This window comes from Pseudomonas sp. LS_2, assembly GCF_042709235.1.
Taxonomy (GTDB): domain Bacteria; phylum Pseudomonadota; class Gammaproteobacteria; order Pseudomonadales; family Pseudomonadaceae; genus Aquipseudomonas.
On record NZ_JAVAYC010000013.1, the window covers coordinates 131,447 to 152,179 of the forward strand.

10 protein-coding genes are annotated in these 20,733 nt (G+C 67.1%); 3 read left to right on the plus strand and 7 right to left on the minus strand.

Annotated elements, in window-relative coordinates:
* Positions 1 to 34: 34 nt before the first annotated feature.
* Both ccoG and RAC97_RS14345 read right to left on the minus strand, forming a co-directional pair.
* Positions 35 to 1,444, minus strand: a complete 1,410-nt coding sequence (ccoG, locus tag RAC97_RS14340) for a cytochrome c oxidase accessory protein CcoG (RefSeq protein ID WP_375099126.1) — start codon at positions 1,442 to 1,444, stop codon at positions 35 to 37.
* Between the two features lie 121 nt (positions 1,445 to 1,565).
* On the minus strand, positions 1,566 to 1,805 hold the full coding sequence (locus tag RAC97_RS14345; RefSeq protein WP_375099127.1) for a DUF3203 family protein: 240 nt from the start codon (positions 1,803 to 1,805) through the stop codon (positions 1,566 to 1,568).
* Between the two features lie 243 nt (positions 1,806 to 2,048).
* On the opposite strand from RAC97_RS14345, the gene RAC97_RS14350 reads away from it, so the two are divergent.
* The gene (locus RAC97_RS14350; RefSeq protein ID WP_375099128.1) at positions 2,049 to 2,567 is read left to right on the plus strand and encodes an MgtC/SapB family protein; all 519 of its coding nucleotides are present in this window, start codon (positions 2,049 to 2,051) and stop codon (positions 2,565 to 2,567) included.
* A 536-nt stretch (positions 2,568 to 3,103) separates the two neighbouring features.
* On the opposite strand, the gene RAC97_RS14355 is transcribed toward RAC97_RS14350, so the two are convergent.
* Positions 3,104 to 4,003 (minus strand): hydroxymethylglutaryl-CoA lyase, encoded by a 900-nt coding sequence (locus RAC97_RS14355; RefSeq protein ID WP_375099129.1) that lies wholly within the window; start codon positions 4,001 to 4,003, stop codon positions 3,104 to 3,106.
* Between the two features lie 20 nt (positions 4,004 to 4,023).
* Complete coding sequence (locus RAC97_RS14360) at positions 4,024 to 4,428, minus strand: MerR family DNA-binding transcriptional regulator (protein ID WP_375099130.1); 405 nt, start codon at positions 4,426 to 4,428, stop codon at positions 4,024 to 4,026.
* 276 nt (positions 4,429 to 4,704) lie between these two features.
* Between RAC97_RS14360 and ggt the strand changes: the two genes are divergently transcribed.
* Both ggt and RAC97_RS14370 read left to right on the plus strand, forming a co-directional pair.
* Complete coding sequence (ggt, locus tag RAC97_RS14365) at positions 4,705 to 6,375, plus strand: gamma-glutamyltransferase (RefSeq protein WP_375099131.1); 1,671 nt, start codon at positions 4,705 to 4,707, stop codon at positions 6,373 to 6,375.
* Between the two features lie 44 nt (positions 6,376 to 6,419).
* Complete coding sequence (locus RAC97_RS14370; protein ID WP_375099132.1) at positions 6,420 to 7,301, plus strand: LysR substrate-binding domain-containing protein; 882 nt, start codon at positions 6,420 to 6,422, stop codon at positions 7,299 to 7,301.
* 112 nt (positions 7,302 to 7,413) lie between these two features.
* Here the strand turns inward: RAC97_RS14370 and RAC97_RS14375 are convergent, their stop codons facing one another.
* From RAC97_RS14375 to RAC97_RS14385, 3 genes are read right to left on the minus strand one after another with little or no spacing between them, the layout of a single operon-like run.
* Complete coding sequence (locus RAC97_RS14375) at positions 7,414 to 8,073, minus strand: HAD family hydrolase (protein WP_375099133.1); 660 nt, start codon at positions 8,071 to 8,073, stop codon at positions 7,414 to 7,416.
* 41 nt (positions 8,074 to 8,114) lie between these two features.
* On the minus strand, positions 8,115 to 9,470 hold the full coding sequence (locus tag RAC97_RS14380; RefSeq protein ID WP_375099134.1) for an MFS transporter: 1,356 nt from the start codon (positions 9,468 to 9,470) through the stop codon (positions 8,115 to 8,117).
* A complete protein-coding gene (locus RAC97_RS14385) occupies positions 9,460 to 20,634 on the minus strand; it encodes an amino acid adenylation domain-containing protein (RefSeq protein WP_375099135.1) in 11,175 nt (3,724 codons plus the stop codon). The genes RAC97_RS14380 and RAC97_RS14385 overlap by 11 nt, the downstream gene beginning before the upstream one ends.
* Positions 20,635 to 20,733: the final 99 nt, after the last annotated feature.

The following is a 20,733-nucleotide window of genomic DNA, read 5'->3' on the forward strand; positions in this document are numbered from 1 at the left end:
CCTGTCAGGCCAGGTGAAAAGGCAGTGTAAGGGATCAGCGGTTCATCGGTGCGACGAAGCGGCTCTGCGCGCGGCTATGCAGCAGCGCCGCGTCGCGGTCGCGCACCTCGAAGGTCAACTCCACCGAGCTGCTGCTGGGGCGCTCGGCCAGCATCGCCACCGACACCGGCAGTTCGCTCATTTCCCCGGCCGGTATGACGAACTCGGTCTTGCCATGCAGCACGTAGCCATCGGCGTCCACCAGGCGGAGTTGGTAGTGCCGAACCTGTTGGGTCTTGTTGATGACCTTGAGCAGGTAGATGTTTTCGATCTGGCCTTGGGCATTCTCGCGGAACAGCCCGCGATCCTTGATCACGTCCAGCGACACCATCGGGCGCAACTGCAAGGCCAGCAGCAACGCGCCGATCATCACCAGCAGGGCTGCCGCATAGCCCAGCAGGCGCGGGCGCAACCCGTGTGTGGTACCGCCTTGCAGGGTGTGCTCGGACTTGTAGCCGATCAGGCCGCGGGCATAGCCCATCTTGTCCATGACATCGTCGCAGGCATCGATACAGGCGGCGCAGCCGATACAGGCCATCTGCAAGCCATCGCGAATGTCGATACCGGTGGGGCACACCTGCACACACAGGGTGCAGTCAATGCAGTCGCCCAGGCCCTGGGCCTTGTAGTCGCTGTCTTTCCGGCGCGCCCCGCGCCCTTCGCCACGGCGTGGGTCGTAGGCCACCGCCAGGGTGTCCTTGTCGAACATCACGCTCTGGAAGCGCGCATAGGGGCACATGTGCATGCACACCGCCTCGCGCAGCCAGCCGGCGTTCAGGTAGGTGGCCCCGGTGAAGAACAGCACCCAGAACAGCGGCACGCCGCCCAGTTGCAGGGTCGCCAGTTCGGCGGCGAGTGGGCGAATGGGCGTGAAGTAGCCAACGAACGTAAGCGCTGTGAGCACCCCGATGGACAGCCACAGGCCGTGCTTGACGGTGCGGCGTGTCAGTTTTTCCAGCGACCAGGGCGCAGCGGCCAGTTTGATGCGCTGGTTGCGATCGCCTTCGGTGACTTTCTCGCACCACATGAACAGCCAGGTCCAGACGCTTTGCGGGCAGCTGTAGCCGCACCACACGCGGCCTGCGAACACGGTGATGGCGAACAGGCCGAAGGCGCAGATGATCAACAGTGCCGACAGCAGGATGAAGTCCTGGGGCCAGAACGTGGCGCCGAAGATGTGGAACTTGCTTTCGGCCACGTCCCATAGCACCGCCTGGCGGCCGTTCCAATCCAGCCAGGCAGTGCCGAAGAACAGCGCGAACAGCAGGCCGGCAAAGCCGATCCGCAGGTTGCGGTAAAAACCGGTGAAGCTGCGGGTATGGATGTGTCCATCGCTGTGGCGCTTGGCCCTGCCGGTTGCAGGGGCGCCGACCTCGATGACGCGCAAGGGGATTCTCTCGCTCATGCTGGGGTGCTCGTCAGGCCTCGATCAGGCCTGGGCACTATGGCGCTGGAGCTGTTTTCAGCACAGTCTCAGGAAGCGCTGAAAAAACCGTATCAGATGCGCGACAAAACCCGCGCAACCCTTAGATTACTGAGCCCGGCACGCTGCTTTTCAAATGCCTGCGACTATCCACCGCACCTGCGACCGTCAGGGCATCGGCCTCGGATTCGGTGATCGGTACGCGGGCGCCCTGGACCAGGGCCACCGACATGCGCATCTGCTCGTCGGTGATGATCTCGACCTCGGGGCCGGGCGCTTCAATGAGCAGGTCGGGGCCGGTAAGGGTGCAGCGGCCGGTGTTTTCGTCGATTACAACAGGCATGGCGGTGTCCTCCGGAGGGGGTCTTCAGGTGTGACCGCAGTAGGTGCGCGGTTGCTGCATCGGGCCGCTGAGCGGATGCGTGGGCACTGTGCGAGGGCCGTGCGGTCAAGGTCTTAGGCGGCTGCGTTGGGTGTGCCTGCACCCCGGACGCCCTGAAGAGCGGCAAAGTACCCATAGGCGCGGGCTTGCCCGCGAAGCAGTCAATGTCCAGGCGCAGACCGCTCACCATCGGAGAGGCAAACCGTGTGGCAAAACGTATGGCAGGCCGTACAGGCCGAATTCACCGACATTACCGACGAACAGGAGGTCGCGCGGATTCTCGTGCGCCTGCTGATGGCCGCGCTGCTGGGCGCGGTGCTGGGTTTTGAGCGCGAGCACAAGGGCAAGTCGGCCGGGGTGCGCACGCATATGCTGGTATCGTTGGGCGCTGCGCTGTTCGTGCTCGCACCGAGCATGGCCGGGGCAGACGAGCAGGCCTTGAGCCGGGTGATTCAGGGCATCGTCGCGGGGATCGGGTTCCTGGGGGCGGGCACCATTCTCAAGGGCAACGGCCGCGACACCAGCCACGTCAAGGGCCTTACCACGGCGGCCGGGTTGTGGATGACGGCGGCGATCGGTACGGCGGCGGGCATGGGGCGCGAGGCAACGGCGTTGATCAGCACCGTGCTGGCGCTGTTGGTACTGAGCACCATGCCGGCACTGGTGGACAAGCTCGAAGGCGCGAACGAAGAGAAACAGCGGGAGGAGGGCAGGAAGCACTGAGGGGAGCCGAAGCTCCCCTCAAAGGCGTTGTTGCGTGCTCTTTTTATTATTGGAAACCGGCCTTTTGTTGTTTTTGTCAGCCAGTTTCTGTAGCAAGGCCCCCATGCGGGGCCAAGAGCAAACGTATTTTTTTGAGCGCTGACCTGCTTTCACCCCGAAGGGTCCGATCCTGACTGCCGCTACCTGAAGGTAGTTTTATTGTTCTGTGTCAGGCCGCGAGGCAATCCCCTGGAAGGCACGTCGACTCCAAAAAAATCTGCTTGCTGCGCCTCTGCCGTGTTGTTCTTGTTATGTCAGAGCCGGTGCATGTTGTTTTTATTGGGGTGTCGCTATTTTTTTATTTTTGTTGTGCTCGAGATAAAGCAGTTGCCATGCCAACTTTTTAAAGCTCTTTAAAATCAATGGCTTGGTATTTTTCGGTGGTCGCGACTCTTCTGAGAATCTGTCGAATTGTTTCCGTGTTACCCGATTTTTCACTGCACGACCGTGACCGGGTAACACTCCACCCACACCCCTGTGACACCCGTGTGACGTGCTTACCGGGCGAGGCGCGCCCTGGCGACCCGCGAGCCGCTGCTGCGGGCCAGCACCTGGCTGATACGCTGGCCGGCGGCGATCAGTCGGTCGAGGTCGATACCGGTGTCGATACCCAGGCCCTGCATCAGGTACACCAGGTCTTCGGTGGCGACATTGCCGGTGGCGCCCTTGGCGTAGGGGCAGCCGCCCAAGCCTGCGACCGAGCTGTCGAACACCCGGATGCCTTCGAGCAGGCTGGCGTACACATTGGCCAAGGCCTGGCCGTAGGTGTCGTGGAAGTGGCCGGCGAGCTGTTCACGGGGCACCAGGGCCGAGACCACCTCGAACAGGCGGCGGGTGTCGCCGGCGGTGCCAGTGCCGATGGTGTCGCCCAGTGATACCTCATAGCAGCCCATGTCATACAGGGCCCTGGCCACGGGGGCGACCTGCTCGGCGGCGACCTTGCCTTCATAGGGGCAGCCCAGCACGCACGACACATAGCCGCGCACCCGCACCCCATGCTGCTGCGCGGCCTGCATGATCGGCTCGAAGCGCGCCAGGCTTTCGCTGATCGAGCAATTGATGTTGCGTTGGGAAAATGCCTCCGACGCCGCCGCGAACACCGCCACCTCCTTCACGCCCGCCGCCATGGCGTCCTCGAAACCCCGCAGGTTGGGGGCAAGGGCCGCATAGGTAACGCCTGCGCGCTGACCGATGCCGGCGAACACCTCGGCGGACCCCGCCATCTGCGGTACCCACTTGGGCGAGACAAAGCTGCCCACTTCTATGTAGGAGAGGCCGGCGTCGGTAAGGTCATCCACCAGACGCACCTTGTCGGCGACGCTGATGGGCTGGGCTTCGTTCTGCAGGCCGTCGCGCGGGCCGACTTCGACCAGGCGCACTGTTGCGGGCAATGACATGGCGGGGTTCCTGTGGCGGGTCAACGGTGGTCTTGGGGCTTGGGCGCCAGGGTAGCGGCCAGGGCCTGCTCGCAGCGCTCCTGGGCCGTGTCCAGCTCCAGGTGCATCTGTTGGATGTCGAGCATCTGTTGTTCCAGCTGGGCGCGGCGTTCGGTGATCTTGGCGAGCATGCTGTTGAGCTGCTTGAGGTTGCCGCTGCTGGGGTCGTACAGCTCGATCAGCTCGCGGCATTCGGCGAGCGAGAAGCCGATGCGCTTGCCGCGCAGGATCAGCTTGAGGGTGACCTTATCGCGTGCCGAGTAGATCCGCTCCAGGCCACGACGCTCGGGGCTGAGCAGGCCTTGCTCTTCATAGAAACGGATCGCCCGGGTGGTGATGTCCAGCTCGCGGGACAAATCGGAGATGCTGTAGGTCTGGCTGCTCATGCTCGGGCTCGCGGGAGGGTGTTGGGCCTAACCTAAAGGCAGGTTTACGTATACGTCAAGCGGCGAGTGCGCTTGCGCCCGGATCAAGCGCAGCCTGTATCCTACTGCCCATGTTTACCTCGGCTACAGGAAGGAAGTGGTTTGGCAGCTCACCCACACCGATTGTCGCGCCTTGTCGGGTTGCTGTGCCTGGCAACCGCCAGCCTCTGTTGCAGCGCGGACGTTGCAGTCGCACCGCCCGTCCCGGAACGGGGCTCCGGCTACCGCACAGGCCTTGTGGCCACCCACGCCGACCGCCACATGGCGGCGTCGGCCAACCCGCTGGCCAGCGCGGCAGGCCGTGAGATGTTGCGCGCCGGTGGCAGCGCCATCGATGCGGCGATTGCCATGCAGGCAGTGCTTACCCTGGTAGAGCCGCAGTCCAGCGGTATCGGCGGCGGAGCGTTCATCCTGTATTGGGATGGTCAGCGCGTGCAGGCTTTCGATGGCCGCGAAACCGCCCCGGCAGGGGTCGACGAGCACCTGTTCCAGCACGCCGACGGGCGTCCCATGGGCTTTCGCGAGGCGCAGATAGGTGGGCGCTCGGTGGGTGTGCCGGGGGTGTTGCGGGCCTTGGAAATGGCCCATGGGCAGCACGGCAAGCTGCCCTGGAAGACCCTGTTCGCCCCAGCCATCGCCTTGGCCGAGGAGGGCTTTGCGGTCTCGCCGCGCTTGCACGGATTGCTGGCTGAAGACCCCTACATCGCAGACTCTGCGGCGATGGCGCGGTACTTTCTCGACGCCGACGGCAAGCCACTGGCGATCGGCAAGCGGCTGCGCAACCCGGACCTGGCACGCACCTTCAAGCTGATTGCACAACAGGGCGCGCAGGCGTTCTATACCGGCGAGCTGGCCCAGGCCATGGTGCAGGCCGTTGGCGCCCACCCCAACCCTGGGCGCCTGTCGCTGGACGACCTGCGCCAGTACCAGGCCCGCCAACGCCAGCCCGTGTGCGGCCCGTACAAGGCCTGGCGAGTGTGCGGCATGCCGCCGCCGTCCTCGGGTGGAGTGGCGGTGTTGCAGACCCTGGGGATCCTCGAGGCGGTGCAACGCCAAGACCCGCAGTTGGACCTGGCCGCCCTGGCGCCCAGCAAGAGCGCCTCGGCAGCGGGCCTGGAGCCCAAGCCGCTGGCCGTGCACCTGATCGCCGAGGCCGAGCGCCTGGCCTTTGCCGACCGCGCGCTGTACCTGGCCGACAGCGACCACGTGGCGGTCAACCTCAAGGGCCTGATCGACCCTGGCTACCTGGCCGGCCGCGCCCGCCTGATCGGTGAACACAGCCTCAAGCGCGCCGAGCCAGGCAATCCGCCGGGCCCGGCAATGGCCCTGGCACCGGACCGCTCGCCGCTGCGCATGTCCACCTCTCATGTGTCCGCGGTGGATGCCTACGGCGGCGCAGTGGCCATGACCACCTCGGTCGAGGCGGCTTTCGGCGCGCACATCATGGTCGGAGGCTTTCTGCTGAATAACCAGCTGACCGACTTTTCCTTCATACCCCACGAGGGCGACCGGCCTGTGGCCAACCGGGTGGCAGCAGGCAAGCGGCCGCTGTCGTCGATGTCGCCAACCCTGGTGTTCGATGGCGCCGACGGTGCCCTGCTGGCCAGCCTCGGCTCGCCCGGGGGCTCGCAGATCATCGGTTATGTGAACAAGACGCTGATCGGCCTGCTGGATTGGCAGCTCGACCCCCAGGCGGCGATCAACCTGCCCAACTTCGGCAGCCGCAATTTCAGTACCGAAGTAGAGGCGGGGCTGGCGAGCCAGGCGCTGATAGATGCACTGCGCGAGCGTGGCCATGAGGTAACGCCGATGGAAATGACCAGTGGCACCCAGGTCATCCAGCGCACCGACAGCGGCTGGCGCGCAGGGGCCGACCCCCGGCGCGAAGGCGTAGCGCTTGGGGATTGAGCGTGCTAGAAGTCAGCCTGGTCATTTGAAAGTTGAATACGAAGATGTCTATAGGCGTGAAATCGAATAGGGTGCTGTTCGACCTCGACCTGCTGCGGGCGATTGTCGCGGTCGCCGACTGCGGCAGTTTCACTACGGCAGCGGCGCGCCTGCACTCGACCCAGTCGACCATCAGCCAGAAGGTGCGCCGTCTGGAGGACATGGTCGGCCACCGCTTGCTGGTGCGCGGCAACCGTGACGTGCTGCCTACCGACGCGGGGCAGACCTTGCTGGGTTACGCCCGTCACATGCTTGCGCTGAACGACCAGATGCTCGAGGCCCTGGCCGGTGCCAGGGTGGGCATGACCGTGCGCCTCGGCGTGCCCGAGGACTTCGTCGGCGGGCGCACCACCAACGCCTTGTCGGCGTTCAGCCGCAGCCACCCGCAGGTCAAGCTGGAAGTCACCAGCGGTCTGTGTCGCGACCTCAGCCAGGCCTACGACAACGGCGAGCTCGACCTGGTGCTGCTCAAGCAGCGACGCAACAGCCGCGAGGGCGTAGCCTGCTGGCCGGAGCGCTTGCAGTGGATCGATAGCGCACGCATGCCGTCCTTCGACCTCGATCCGGTGCCCTTGGTGACGTTTCCGCCGCGCGGGCTGTACCGCGACGACATGATCGGCGCGATCGAAGGCATGGGGCGACGCTGGCGCATCAGCTTCACCAGTTCGAGCTTGTCCGGCATTCAGGCGGCAGTGGCCGATGGCATGGGCGTCAGCCTGCTGCCGCCGCGCGCGGCGACGGCAGAGCATCGGGTGTTGGGCAGTGCCGAGGGGCTGCCGGAGGTGGACAGCTACGAGATGGTCATCATGCACCGGCCGACGGCCGATGGGATGGTCAAGGCATTGGCCGGGGTGTTGACCGAGTTGCTGGCGGTGCGGGCGACTTGATGGAATGGGGGCGCGATGTGTGCGCTTTCGCCTTTTGGCGCCGCTGATATCGAGCGCCGCGCGGGCAGCGCTCGATCTTCAGGCCGCAGGAAAACTCAAGCGAACACCCGCCTCACCCCTGCATCCGCTCGATCAACGCCCACAACCGTGGGTCGTTGTAATCCTCGATCACCAACCGCGCCCCTGCCTCCAGAAGCCGCTCGGCGCTCTGGGTTGTCGCCAACCCCACGGTAAAGATCCCCGCATCCACCGCCGCCTTCACCCCCGGCAGCGAGTCCTCGAACGCCAGCGCCTCGCCAGCTTCTGCCTGCAGGCACTGCAACCCAGTGAGGTAGGGCAGTGGATCAGGCTTGGCGCGCGCCAGCTCGTCGGACACCAGCACATGGCTGAACCACTCGCCGATGCCCATGGCCGACAGCATGTGCTCGGCATTCAAGCGCGGTGCGTTGGTCACCACGCATTTGCCAATGCCATGGCGCTTGGCGTGCTCGAGCAGGCGCAGCAGCCCTGGCATGGGTTCGAGCGCGGGCGACAGCTCGCGGAACAGCGCTTCCTTGTGCTCGGCCAGTGCCTGGCGCTGATCGGCATCGATGCCAGGGAACAGGTCGGCGAACAGCAGCGCGTTGGAGCGCCCGCTGACCTGAGCGTTGAACTGCTCCTGGGTCAGTTCGCGGCCGTCATGGTCGTACAACAGCTTGCGAAACGCTTGCAGGTGCAGGGTGTCGGTGTCGGTCAGGGTGCCATCGAGGTCGAACAGCAAGGCAGTCAGCATCGGGGTATCCAGAAATCGTGATTAGTCCATTGGCTTGGCATTCATCCTTCGCCAAGCGGGCGTTGCTCGCCTGAAGCAAGGGCGGAATCTGAGCATTTCACATCACGTGCGTCAACCAGCCCTGGCGCCAGGCGGCGCAGCGGCGTGATGGCCAACCCCAGGCAAGCCAGCGCCATATAGGCCATGCCGGCCACGGCGAACAGCAGGCTCAGGCCACCCACCTTGGCAACGCCCAACCAGGGGGCCAGCGTGGCTTGCAGCGCGCCATGCTTGGCCATCCACGGGATGGCCCAAGCGTCGGCCAGCACCCCGGCGCCCAAGGCACCCAATGGCAAGGCCAGCAGGCACACCACTTGCCGTGCCGACAGCACGCGGCCGAGCACTGCCTGGGGCACGCTGCGTTGCCAGAAGCTCTGGTCGCTGCTGGTGCTCAGGGAGAAACAGCCGAAGGCCACGAACGCCGCCCCATACAGCAGCACCGGCGAGTTGCTGCCACCGATCAGCAGCACGCTGGCCCCCAGCGCCAGGTCGGCGAGCAGGAGGGTCCTCACCAGGCGCTGCGGCGGGCGCGCCACTACCCACAAGGAGCCCGCGAGCATGCCTAGGCCGCCGCAGGTCATCAGCGTTCCCAGTACTAGCACCGAATGGCGTTCCAGCACCAAGGGCGACAGCAGCGCCGAGGCCAACCCCAGCATCAGGTGCTCCAGGCCCAGGTAGCCCAGCAATACCCACAACGCCGGGCGCCCGCGCAGCACGGCCAGTACCGCTGGCAACCCGCCAGCGGCTGCACCCCGGCCTGCGGGTTGGGCGCGCACGGCCCTGGCGAGCCAGGCCAGGCACAGCAGCACGCTGGCCGAGGCCAGCACCGCGCCCACATCCAACAGCAGCAACCCCGGCACGCCGATGCTGGCCAGCAGCACGGCGGCGAGTGTCGGCGCGACCAACTGCGGCAAGCCGGTCATCAATTGCATCAGCCCGTTGGCCCGGCCAATCGCCTGGGCGCTGCTCAATATCCGTGGAATCGCCGCCTGGCAGGTGAGCATGCGCACTGTCAGGCAGCTGGAATTGAGCGTGGCGAAGGCGTACACCTGCCAGTGGCCCAGGGTGCCGCGCTCGAATGACCACCACAGGGCCAAGGCCGCCAGGCCGCTGACCGCCTCGACCAGCAACAGGATGCTGCGCGCCTCGCAGCGATCCACCAGCCAACCGGCCACGGGCGCCAGCAGCAGGCCGGGCAAGGCCGACAAGGCGATGACCCAGGCATAGTCGGTGATGCTGGCCTGCTGTTGCAGCAACCACACCCCCAGGCTGAAGGCTGCCAAGGCCGAGCCCAGGGTGGATACCACCTGGCCGGCCCAGGCCCACAGCCAGGGCTTGAGCGAAGGTTCACTCCTCATGGCTGAGCCGTGCCTCCAGTGCTGGCCAGTAATGCCGCAGGTGCGCGGCCAGCCTTGGCGCCGCAGCGGCCTTGAGCATCGACAGGTGGTCGCAGCCTTCGAGTACCTGATGCTGGCAATCGCTCGCCAACACCGCCCAACCCTCGAAGCGCTGCGCGTGCCGTGGTTCGGCCTCGATCAGCACCACGGCCCCGGTGTAGACCGACGCGGGCTGGTAGGCCGTGGCCAGGTTGGCATGGAACACCCGCAGCGGGCCTTGCAGCACATCCTCGCGCGCTTGCGCAGGCATCAGCCCGACAGCTTGCATGCGTGCCAGCAGTTGCGCGCATTGCGCATCCGGCTCCAGGCTGGCCAGTTGGTCGATGTCCAGGCCCAGGCTGCGACCGGCGTCCATCTCCAGCAGGTCGACATAGCGGGCCAGGGTGGCACGTGCACTGTCGGCCAGCGGCTTGCCGGGCACCGAGCTGTCGAGCAACAGCACCGGGGCGACCTGCGCACCGTCGGCCTGCAACTGGCGGGCGACCTCGAAGGCCAGCCAGCCGCCGAACGAATGCCCCAGCAGGTAGTAGGGGCCGTTGGGTACCTGTGCACGGATTTCTCGTACATAGGCACTGGCTGCGGCTTGCACCGTGGCATGAGGTTCGCGTTGACCGTCCGAACCGCGCGCTTGCAGGCCGATTACCGTCAGTTTCCGGTCCAGTTGCTGCAACAGCGGCATGAAGCTCGACACATTGGCACCCGCCCCCGGAATCATGAACAGGCAAGGCGCACCCGGGGCGCCGCTTTGCAGTACCAGGCTGGCCCGCGGGCCAGCCTGGGGCACTGCGTTCTGCTCGGTGCCGTTCAGGGCCTGCTGCAGCGCGTTGGCCAACTGTTGCAGCGGTTTTTCCTCACGCAGGATCGACCAGTGATCGCCGTCGATCGATCGTTCGAGCAGCTTGGCGCCCAACAAGGCATGCCAATCGGCGCCAGGCTCGCCGATACCTGGCACCTGCCGCGAGGCGCTGAACAAGTGCACTGGCATGCCCAGCGGCACGGGCCGGTAGCGGACCATGGCATTGCGCAGGGCAACGTTCAGCCGCACGCGGCGCGCCAGCTCACGGCGGTCGAAGCCCGCTGGCAACCAACCCTGGGCCTGGGCGGTGGCGATCACCGCGTCCAGGTCGAGGTTGGCATGGCGTTGGGCGTCGGCGGCCCAGTGCTGCGCCAGGTAGCCCAGCAACTGCTGGCGCAGGCTGTCCTCGTCCAGGCCAGGCGACACCGGCTCGGCACGCAGCGCACCGGGTTGGCTGCTGTCGATCATGCCGAGGAACGCCACCGGGCAATCTTCGCCCAGCAGTTGACGGGCTATTTCATAGGCCAGCACACCGCCCGCCGACCAGCCCGCCAGGCGGTACGGCCCTTGTGGCTGGACACTGCGCAGCAATGCCACGTAACGCTTGGCCAGGGTCTGGTTGTCGATGCCATCGTCCAGCTCGGCGGCAGCCTGGATCGCATAGACACCCAGTGTCGGTTCCAGGTACTGGGCCAGCCGGGCGTAGGGCAGTGCCTCCCCGGTGCCTTCGTGGATGAAGAACAGCGGTGCCTGTTCTGCGCTGCCCGCACGTATGCACAGAAGGCCCTGGGCAGTGGCCTGGGCGATGTCCAGGCTGACCACCTGTTCGGCCAGGGCGGCCAGGTCCTGGGCGTTGAACAGGGCACCGATGGTCACGTCCAACCCTTGTTCGCGCAGGCCGTCGAGCAACTGCACCAGCAGCAGCGAATGGCCGCCCAGGGCGAAGAAGTTGTCGCGGCGGCCCACCTGCTCGACACCCAGCAGCTTCGCCCACAGCTGGGCAAGGCGCGTTTCCACGGCACCTATTGGCACTTCGAAGGCATGTTGTTGCAGGGCCTGCTGGTCGGGCGCGGGCAAGGCGCGGCGGTCGAGCTTGCCGTTGGCGGTCAGCGGCCACTGCGCCAGTTGCACGAAGGCAGACGGGAGCATGTGCGCCGGCAACTGCTCGGCCAGCGCCGCACGCACCGTGCCGGGCGGCAGATGCTGGCCAGGCTCGGCCAGCAGGTAGGCCACCAGGCGCGGATCGCCAGGCTCGTCCTGGCGCGCCAGCACCACGGCCGAGCGCACGCCTGGCAGGGCGCCGAGGCGGGCCTCGATCTCGCCCAACTCGATGCGAAAGCCGCGCACCTTGACCTGTTGGTCGTTGCGGCCCAGGTACTGCAAGGTGCCGTCGGCCTCCCAGCGCGCCAGGTCGCCGGTCTTGTACAGGCGCAGGCCTTCGCCACCGGCAAAGCGCGCCGGAAGGAAGCGCTCGGCATCCAATGCAGGACGGTTCAGGTAGCCACGGGCAAGGCCTGGTCCGGCGACATGCAGTTCGCCCACCACGCCCCTTGGCACCAGTTCGCCATGGTCATCGAGCAGGTACAACTGCAAGTCGGGGATCGGCTGGCCGATGGGCGCCAGCCCAGCCTGGGCATGGCAGTGCGCGGCGGTTATTGGCTGGTAGGTGACGTGCACGGTGGTCTCGGTGATGCCGTACATGTTCACCAGGCGCGTGGCCTGGCTGTCGGGCCGTTCGAACCAGGGGCGCAGTGCCGCAGCGTCGAGGGCCTCGCCACCGAAGATGATGCAGCGCAAGCGGTGCGCTTGGGGCGCGGTCTGTTTCATCCAGGCGTAGAACGCGCTGGGGGTCTGGTTGAGCACGGTGACGCCGGTCTCGACCACCAAGTCGTAGAAGTCCTGGGGGCTGCGCGAGGTGAGGTAGGGCACCACTACCAGACGGCCGCCGTGCAGCAGCGCACCCCAGATTTCCCAAACCGAGAAATCGAAGGCGAAGGAGTGGAACAGGCTCCAGGTATCGTGCTCGTCGAAGCCGAACCAGGCGTCGGTAGCGCTGAACAGCCGCAGCACGGCGTGGTGCTCGATCATCACGCCCTTCGGCTCGCCGGTGGAGCCGGAGGTGTAGATGATGTAGGCCAGGTCGCGGTCGCTGGCCCTGGGGTCTGCGGCCAGGTCGTGGGCCGGTAGCGTCGCCCAGTTGCTGGCGTGCGGGTCCAGGGACACCACGCGGCAGGGCGCCGGCAATTGCAGCGCCTCTGGCAGTACATCGACGGTCAGCAGCACCGCGGGGGTGCTGTCGGCGAGGATGAAGTTCAGGCGTTGTGCTGGGTACACAGGGTCCAGCGGCACATAGGCGCCCCCGGCCTTCAGGGTCGCGAGAATACCCACCAGCATGTCCAGCCCGCGTTCGGTGTGGATCGCCACGCGTACATCCGGGCCCACGCCCAGGGTTCGCAGGTGGCGGGCCAGGCGGTTGGCGCGCTGGTTGAGCGCCTGGTAGCCAAGGGTCTGCTCCTGGTACTGCACGGCGATGGCGTACGGGCGAAGCGCCGCCTGGGCCTCGAAGTGCTGGTGCAGGCGTTCGCCAGTGGGCCGGGCGAGCCTGACCGTGGGGTTGAAGCCATGCAGCAATTGCTCGCGTTCGGCCTGGCTGAGCAGGTCGATACGGGCCACGGCCTGGCGGTCGTTCTTGACCATCGCCCGCAGCACGGCCAACAGCGCCTGCCAATGGCGCGCCACGGTGTCGGCATCGAACAGCGCGGTGGCGTAGTTGAAGCCGCCCTCGATCACCCCGTCAGCCTCGTGCACATCCAGCGCCAGGTCGAACTTCGCTGTGGTCACCGGTGCGCCCACGCCTTGCAGGTGCAGGCCGTTGCCCAGGTCGAGGTTGCCCTGGGGGGCGTTCTGCCAGGCCAGCATCAGTTGGAAGATCGCGTTGTGGGCTTGCGAGCGCGGCGGGTTGAGCGCTTCGATCACTTGCTCGAACGGCAGGTCCTGGTGCTCCTGGGCGGCCAGCGCCAGGCCCTTGACCTGGGCCAGCAGCTCACCGACCTGCAGGCGTTCGCCCAGGTCGATGCGCAGGGCCTGGAAGTTGACGAAGAAGCCGATCAGCGCCTCCAACTCCACCCGGGGACGGTTGGCCACCGGCGAGCCTATCACCACCTCGCTCTGCCCCGAGAAGCGGCTGACCACCACCGCCCAGGCTGCCAGCAAGGTCATGTACAGGGTGGTGCCGTGGCGTTGGCCGAGGGCCTTCAGGGCGTGGGTCAAGTCGGCGTCGATGCGTACCGGCAGGCTGGCCCCGGCGTAGTCCTGCCGGGCCGGTCTCGGGCGGTCGGTGGGCAGGGTGACGCAGGTTGGCGCGCCGGCCAGGTGAGCCTGCCAATAGGCGCGCTGGCGTTGCAGCTCCTGCTCTTGCAGCCATTGGCGTTGCCACTGGCTGTAGTCGCCGTACTGGCGCGCCAGCGGCGGCAACGGGTCGCCCCGGCCTTGGCTGAAGGCCTGGTAGAGGCGCGAGAACTCCTCGGTGAGCACGCCCATGGACCAACCATCCGAGACCAGATGGTGCACGGTCACCAACAACACATGGTCATCGTCGCCCAGACGCAGCAGGCGTGCGCGAATCGGCCATTGGCAGGTCAGGTCGAACGGCTGGCCGGCTTGCTCGGCGCACAGCGTTTGCCAGTCGGCGGCGCCCGGCAAGGTCAGGTCGAGGGTTTCGAGGCCCAGGGCGCGTGGCGGGTCGATTACCTGGCGCGCACTGCCTGCGATGCTGACGAAGCGGGTGCGCAGGCTTTCGTGGCGCGCCACGATGGTGTCCAGAGCGCGCTGCAACGCAGCGGTGTCCAGGTTGCCTTGCAGGCGCAGCCCGGCGGGCATGTTGAAGGCGGCCGTGGCATCAGGGTTCAGTTGCTGGATCAGCCAGAGGTTCTGTTGCGCGAACGACAGCGGTAGCGGCTGGCTGCGGTCGGCTTCCAGCAGTGGCCCCAGGCGGCTGTGCCCGGCGCTGGCCAGCGCTTCGGCCAACGCGTGCAGGCGTGGCTGGGCGAACACGCTCGACAAAGGCACCTCCAGGCCGAGGCGATGACGCACCTGGGCGAGCAGGCGCAGCGCCAGCAGCGAATGGCCGCCCAGGCTGAAGAAGTCATCGTCGCGACCAATCGGCTCGACCCCCAGCAGCTCGCTCCAGATCGCTGCCAGGGTAGTTTCCAGCTCGCCTTGTGGTGCGCTGTAGGCGGTCTGGGCGAAAGCCTCCGGGGCCGGTTCGGGCAGGCGCCGACGGTCGACCTTGCCATTGCTGGTGACCGGTAGCGCCGGCAGTTGCACAAAGGCGCTGGGCAGCATGTAGTCGGGCAGGCGCTCGCTCAGCTGGCTGCGCAGGCGCATGGGCGACAAGGCCTGCTCGGCACTGAAGTAGGCGACCAGGCGCGGCGCGCCCTGGTTGCCCGGCAGCACCACGACCACCGACTCGCGCAGCCCCGGCAACTGGTCGAGGCGGCTTTCCACTTCGGTCAGTTCCACCCGATAGCCACGGATCTTCACTTGCAGGTCGTTGCGCCCCAGGTACTGCAACTCGCCGCTGGCGGTCCAGCGGGCCAGGTCGCCGGTCTTGTAGAGGCGTGCACCCGGGGTGTGGTCGAACGGGTGGTCGATGAAGCGCTCGGCGGTCAGGTCCTGGCGGTTCAGGTAGCCCTGGGCCAGGGCCGTGCCGGCCACGTGCAGTTCGCCTACCGCGCCTTGCGCCACCCACTGCCCGTGGCTGTCGAGCAGGTAGACCTGGGTGTTGGCGATCGGCTTGCCGATCACCGGTACGTCAGGCCATTGGTCGGGGTCGGCGGGCAGGGTGTGGGTGCACACGACGTGGGTTTCAGTCGGCCCATAGTGGTTGTGCAGGCGCGCCTGGGGGTGCTGCTTGAACAAGGCACGTATCGCGCCGTTGATGCGCAGCGCCTCGCCCGCGACGGCCACGTCGCGCAGCAGCGGCAGGTCGACGGGGGCCTCGACCCAGCTGTCGGCCAGCGCCGCCAAGGCGATGTAAGGCAGGAACAGGCGCTCGATGCGTGCCTGGGCCAGCCACTGCGGCAGGTTGGCCAGGTCCATGCGCTGGGCCTCATCCAGCAGCACCAGGGTGCCGCCGCTACCGAGGGTCGAAAAGATTTCCTGGAACGCCACATCGAAGCCGAGGGCTGCGAATTGCAAGGTACGAGCCGGCCCTTGCAAGGCCTGTTCGGCCTGCCAGGCCAGCAGGTTGCTCAGCGCCAGGTGGCCCATGGCAACGCCCTTTGGCAGCCCGGTGGAGCCGGAGGTGTACATCACGTAGGCCAGGTCATGCGGGCCGGCCTGGCCGAGCGCGGGCGTTTGCGCCGCAGGCGTGCGGTTGGCGGACAGGCGTACCTGCATCGCCGTGCAATCGTCACCGCACTGCAACGCCTCGACCCGCTGTGCATCCCACAGCAGCAGGCACGGCTGGCAGTCCTCGACGATGCCCTGGCGCCGCGCCAGCGGCTGGCTGGGGTCGAGTGGCACGTAGGCGGCGCCGGTCTTCAGCGTGGCGAGCAGCGCCAGCACCATCTCCAGGCTGCGAGGCAAGTGGATGGCCACGCGCTGGCCTGGGCCTGCGCCTTGCGCGAGCATTTCCCAGGCCAGCTGCGTGGCCTGGCGGTCAAGTTCGGCATAGCTCAGGGCCCGGCCGTGCAGTTCCACCGCGATGGCCTGCGGTTGCAGGCGCGCCTGGCGCTCGAACGGCTGGTGCACCCAGCCGGCCTCGGCGTAGGGGGTGGGCGCCGGGTTGAGCGCATGCACCAGGCGTTCGCGCTCCTTGATATCGACCAGGGCGAGCTGGGGCAGCGCTTGCCGGTCGTCATGGCACAACTGGCGCAGCACGTTGGCCAGGTAGCCCCAATGATGCTGCACGCTGGACGCATCGAACAGCGCCGTGGCGTAGTTCAGGCCGCCGACGATGCAGCCGTCGGCCTCGTACAGCTCGAGGGACAGGTCGAACTGCGCGGTGCTTTGCTCGGCGGCCAGCACCGTCAGGCTCAGGCCGTCCAGGTCGAGGGTGCTGCGCGGGGCGTTCTGCCAGGCGAACAGCACCTGGAACACCGGGCTGTGGGCCAGGGAGCGCGGTGGGTTGAGGGCCTCGACCACGTGTTCGAACGGCACGTCCTGGTGGGCCTGGGCCTGCAAGGCGTGCTCACGCACCTGGGCCAGCAGTTGGCTCACGTCCTGTTGCGCGTTCACGTCGATGCACAGCGCCTGGGTATTGACGAAGAAGCCGATCAGCGGCTCGACCTCGCTGCGTGTGCGGTTGGCCACCGGAGTGCCGACCACCACGCGTTCCTGGCCGGCCAGGCGCCCCAGCACCAAGGCCCAGGCGGCCAGCAGAGTCATGTACAGCGAGGTGCCGTGGCGCAGGCTGAGGGCCTTGAGGGCGGCGCTGGTGTCGGCATCCAGGGCCACCGGCAGGCGGGCGCCGGCAAAATCCTGGCGCGCTGGGCGCGGGCGGTCGGTGGGCAGGTCGAGGCGCTCGGGGGCCTGTTGCAGGTGTTCCAGCCAATAGGCCAGTTGTGCGTCGCCGCGCGCGCCGGCCAGCCAGTCTCGTTGCCAGGCGGCATAGTCGGCGTATTGGATCGCCAGGGCGGGCAGCGGGTCGGCCTGGCCTTGGCGCAGCGCCTTGTACAGCGCCGAGAGTTCGTCGACCAGCACGCCGATCGACCAGCCGTCGGCAATGATGTGGTGCAGGGTCAATTGCAGCACATGGCTGTGGCTATCCTGACGCACCAGCAGCACGCGCAGCAGTGGGCCTTCGCTCAGCGAGAAGGGCTGGGCGGCGTCTTGGGCGAGGGTGGTCTTGAGGTCGCCGGCCTTTTCCAACCGCGAAAATGCCCAGTGCGGTTGTGCGTGGATGACTTGGCGTACCTCGCCATTCGTTTCGCTGAAGGTGGTGCGCAACACGCTGTGGCGCTCGACAATGCGCGCCAGGGCCGCTTGCAGCGCGTGCTCATCCAGCACGCCGTTCAGGCGCAGGGCGCCGCTGATGTGGTAGGCAGCGCTTGCCTGAGCGTCCAGGCGGGCGATGAACCACAGGCGCTGTTGGGCGAACGACAAGGGCCGTTCGGCCTGCTCGGGCAGCACGGTGATCGGAGCCAGGGCGCTGTGGGTGGCAGTGCTCATCAGCGCTGCCAGCTCGGCGACGGTGGGGTGTGCGTACAAGGTTGCCAGCGGCAGTTCCAGGCCCAGGCGCTGGCGCACCCGCGAGACCCACTGCACCGCCAGCAATGAATGCCCGCCCAGTTCGAAGAAGTGGTCATGACGCCCGACCTGGGCGACGCCCAGCAGCTCGCGCCAGATCTCGGCCATGCGGGTTTCCTGCTCCCCGCGTGGCGCCTCGAAGGCTTGGCTGGCCCAGGTGTCTTCGCCCGGCACTGGCAGCGCGGCACGGTCGAGCTTGCCATTGGGCGTCAGTGGCAGGGTCGCCAGGGGCAGCACTTGTGCGGGCACCATATAGGCCGGCAGGCGCTCGGCCAGGGCCTGGCGCAAGGCGGCAGGCTCCAGTTGCGCTGGCGCTACGTAAGCCACCAGGGCAGGCCCCTGGCCATCGCGCGGCACGGCCAGCACTGCGGCGGCGGTGACCTGGGGCATGTCGAGCAGCGCCGACTCGATTTCGCCCAGCTCGATACGGAAACCGCGAATTTTCACCTGGAAGTCGTTGCGCCCCAGGTAGTGCAGGTGGCCGTCGGCATCCCAGAAGCCGAGGTCGCCGGTGCGGTACAGGCGTGCGTCGGCCTCGCTGCTGAACGGGTCGGGCAAGAAGCGCTCGCGGGTCAGTTCGGGGCGGCCGTGGTAGCCACGCCCTACGCCTGCGCCACCGATGTACAGCTCGCCGACTACACCCACCGGCAGCGGTTGCTGCACGGCATCCAGGACGTGGACCTGGGTATTGTCGATAGGCTGCCCGATGTGCGGGGCGAAGCCTTGAGAGCGGTCCATCGATACCCAGGTGGAGTACACCGTGGTTTCGGTGGGGCCATACAGGTTGTTGAGCTGGCGCACCGCGCTGTGGGCGAACAGTCGTTCGGCCAGGTGCTGCGCCAGCGCCTCGCCACACAGGTTGACGGTGGGCAGCTCACTGGGCAGGGCCTCGGCGCGCAGCAGTGCATCGATGGCCGAGGGCACGGTGTTGATAAGGCTCAGCGCGGGGCGCTGCTCGAGCAGGGCGAGGGCATCGTCGACCAGTTCCAGGGCGCCGCCGCAGGACAGCGGGGTGAAGCATTCGAACACCGACAGATCGAAGTTGATCGAGGTGCTGAACAGACTGCGGGCCAGGGTTTGCGGGCTGAAGCTGCGCAAGGCCCAGTCGAGGAAGTTGCGCGCGTTGCGGTGTTCGATCATTACGCCTTTGGGCTGCCCGGTGGAGCCTGAGGTGTAGATCATGTAAGCCAGGTGATGGCCCTGCACGGGCACGTCCAGCGGGCGGCTATCGCCTGAGCGCAGTGCCTCGGCGACATCCAGGCGCTGGCAGCCTTCGGCGAGGCTCAGGCCCAGCGGCGCATCGCCCAGGGTCAGCAGCACCACCGGGGCGCTGTCTTCGAGCATGTAGGCCAGTCGCTGCACGGGGTAGGCCGGGTCCAGCGGCACGTAGGCGCCACCGGCCTTGAGCACGCCCAGCAGCGCCACCACCAGTTCGGGGGTGCGCGGCAGGTGGATGCCGACCCGGGTCTCAGGGCCGACCCCTAGCGCTTGCAGGCGTCGGGCCAGACGGTTGGCCTGGCCTTCGAGCTGCCCATAGCTGAGTACCCGCCCCTTGCAGCGCAGGGCTTCTGCCTCGGGGCTCAGGCGCGCCTGGGTTTCGAAGCGTTCGTGCAGCAAGGCGCGGGGCGCGCGCGGCTGTTGCGTGGCATTGAAGCGTGCCAGGCGCTGGTGCTCGTCGGCCGGTAGCACGTCGAGCGCCTGGGCCAGCTGTTGCGGGTGCTTGTCCAAGGCCTCGACCAGGCTGGCCAGGGTCTGGCGCAGGAACGCCCAGACCCGTCGCGCGCCCACCGAACCGGCTACTTGGGTGGTCACCGCGAAACCTTGGCCAAGGTCGTCTACCGACACGGTGAACGGGTAGTTGGTGCGTTCGGCGGTGCTCAGCACCTGCATGCCGTCGAGGGTCTGGTGCGGGGTGTCTTCGAGGCTGTAGCGGTAGTTCAGCAGCGCCGAGAACAGTGGCGTGCTGGCGGGCACGCTGCTGCAGCGCTGGGCCATGGCCAGTGGCGCATGCTCATGTTCGAGCAGGTCCAGCAGGGCCTTGTGCGTGCGTTGCAGGCTGTCGCTCACCGAGGCCTGGCTAAAGCCGATACGCAGCGGCAGGGTGTTGATGAACACCCCCAGCGCCTGTTCGGCACCTTGCACGCCTTGCATCCGCCCCAGCAACACGGTGCCGAACACTACGTCGCTGCGCCCGGTGGCCTTGCCCAACACCAGCGCCATGGCCAGGTGGAACAGGCTCGCCGCGCTGACCTGGTGGCGTCGCGCGGTGTTGCGCAGCGCCTGCGCCAACGCAGGCTCCAGGGTTTCCTGGCAGTGTTCGAGGGCCCCGGTGTTCTGCACATCCAGCAGGCCGAACGGTGCGGTGGGTTCATCGACGTCGGCCAGCATGGCCTGGAAGAACCCTTGCTGGCGGGCGCTGTCCTGGTTGCGGCGGGCATGTCCGACAAAGGTGCGGAACGGAATGGGCGCTGGCAGGTGCGCCTGGCGCCCCTGCTCGATCAGGGCGATTTCCTCGACCAAACGCTCCAGGGTGGTGTGGTCCAGCACCAGGTGGTGGTGCAGCACCTGCAACAGCCAGCGCTGCTGTTGCGCGTCGAACGCTTTCACCACGCGAAGCAGCGGTGCTTGGGTGATGTCCAGGCGGCGCTGGCGCGGGTCGGTGTGGGCCAAGAGCTCGGCGAGTGCATCGGGGCCTTTTACCTGCAGGGTTTCGAGCGACAGCGGTGCGTGGCGCCACACCACTTGCACGGGGTGCTCCAGGTCTTCCCAGGCCAGGGCGGTGCGCAGGATGTCGTGACGGTCGATGACCTGTTGCAGCGCCTGGCAGAACGCCTGGGCACGGGCTTCGGTGTCGAACGCCAGGGTGGTGTACAGCAGGTAGGTGTCGCCTTCGCGCTCCATCAGCGAGTGGAAGAACAAGCCTTCTTGCAGCGGCGCGAGGGGGTAGATGTCCTGCACGTTGCCTGCGCCGCCTTCGACGTTGGCGACGATGCGGTCGATCTGCGCCTGTGTCAGCGCCACCATTGGCAGCAGGTCAGGGGTGATGTGCGTGCAGCCCAGCGGCAGCGGTGCGCCCAATGCCTCGTACTGTGGCTGTGGAGCGGTTTCGCGCTGCGCCAGCCAAGCGGCCAGTGTGGCGATGGTGGGTGCGCTGAACAGGCTGCGTACATCCATGGC

What these genes read in the sequence shown, in the direction of transcription:
- RAC97_RS14360 (WP_375099130.1), bottom strand. Translation starts at nt 4,428, where the DNA reads ATGAGCAGCCAGACCTACAGCATCTCCGATTTGTCCCGCGAGCTGGAC.
- RAC97_RS14375 (WP_375099133.1), bottom strand. Translation starts at nt 8,073, where the DNA reads ATGCTGACTGCCTTGCTGTTCGACCTCGATGGCACCCTGACCGACACC.
- RAC97_RS14355 (WP_375099129.1), bottom strand. Translation starts at nt 4,003, where the DNA reads ATGTCATTGCCCGCAACAGTGCGCCTGGTCGAAGTCGGCCCGCGCGAC.
- ccoG (WP_375099126.1), bottom strand. Translation starts at nt 1,444, where the DNA reads ATGAGCGAGAGAATCCCCTTGCGCGTCATCGAGGTCGGCGCCCCTGCA.
- RAC97_RS14380 (WP_375099134.1), bottom strand. Translation starts at nt 9,470, where the DNA reads ATGAGGAGTGAACCTTCGCTCAAGCCCTGGCTGTGGGCCTGGGCCGGC.
- RAC97_RS14370 (WP_375099132.1), top strand. Translation starts at nt 6,420, where the DNA reads ATGTCTATAGGCGTGAAATCGAATAGGGTGCTGTTCGACCTCGACCTG.
- RAC97_RS14345 (WP_375099127.1), bottom strand. Translation starts at nt 1,805, where the DNA reads ATGCCTGTTGTAATCGACGAAAACACCGGCCGCTGCACCCTTACCGGC.